The organism is Vibrio sp. 779(2023) (assembly GCF_033344285.1).
Classification (GTDB): domain Bacteria; phylum Pseudomonadota; class Gammaproteobacteria; order Enterobacterales; family Vibrionaceae; genus Vibrio; species Vibrio alginolyticus.
Genome location: NZ_JAWPOM010000164.1, coordinates 1 through 1,167, shown reverse-complemented (window position 1 = coordinate 1,167; position 1,167 = coordinate 1). Strand labels below are relative to the sequence as shown.

Genomic DNA, 1,167 nt, shown 5'->3' with positions numbered 1-1,167 from the left:
CTACGACATCTACGAGCAGGTGCTGGAACTTAGCCGTCCGCTTATTGAAAATAAAACGTTTGTGGTTCGTGCAAAACGCCGTGGTAAGCATGACTTCACGTCTATCGAGCTTGAACGTTACGTTGGTGGTGGTCTAAACCAAGCAGTAGAAAGCGCACGCGTGAAATTACACAACCCTGATGTGACGGTAAGAGTTGAAGTATCGGTCGACAAACTTAACCAAGTGTTGGCGCGTCACAAAGGTCTAGGTGGCTTCCCTCTAGGTACTCAAGAAGACGTACTAAGCCTGATCTCAGGTGGTTTCGACTCTGGTGTATCAAGCTACCTACACATCAAACGTGGCTCTAAAGTTCACTACTGTTTCTTTAACCTAGGTGGCCCTGCTCATGAAATCGGTGTTAAGCAGGTTTCTCACTACCTATGGAACAAATACGGCTCATCAGCGAAGGTGCGTTTCATCTCTGTTGATTTCGAACCTGTGGTTGCTGAAATTCTTGAGAAAGTAGATGACGGTCAAATGGGCGTCATCTTGAAGCGTATGTTCATGCGCGCTGCTGGCATGATTGCTGAGAAGTTTAAGATTGAAGCGTTGGTAACGGGTGAAGCTCTTGGCCAGGTATCTAGCCAAACGCTAACGAACCTTCGTCACATCGATAATGTTACGGATACGCTGATTCTGCGTCCTCTTATCAACTGGGATAAAGAAGACATCATCAACTTAGCTCGTGAAATCGGTACAGAAGACTTCGCGAAAACCATGCCTGAGTACTGTGGCGTGATCTCTAAGAAACCAACAGTAAAAGCGGTGAAAGAGAAGCTAGAAGCAGAAGAAGCGAAGTTTGACTTCAGCATTCTAGAAAAAGTGGTTTACGAAGCGCGTCAAATGGACATTCGTGATATCGCAAAAGAATCTGAGCAAGCGGCACCAGAAGTTGAGCAAGTACAAGCAGTCGAAGAACACGCAGTGGTATTGGATATTCGTAGCCCTGATGAGGAAGACGATAACCCACTAGAAATCGCTGGTGTGGATGTGAAACACATTCCGTTCTACAAGCTGGGTACGCAATTCGGTGACCTAGACCAGTCGAAAACTTACCTACTGTACTGTGACCGTGGCGTAATGAGCCGTCTGCAAGCGCTTTACTTGCAAGAGCAAGGCTTTAACAA

1 protein-coding gene is annotated in these 1,167 nt (G+C 46.4%); it reads left to right on the top strand.

What is annotated here, in order from left to right; genetic code table 11:
• Positions 1-1,167 (top strand): tRNA uracil 4-sulfurtransferase ThiI (gene thiI / locus R8O70_RS25780; protein WP_318184530.1); only part of this gene is annotated, 1,167 nt, incomplete at both ends.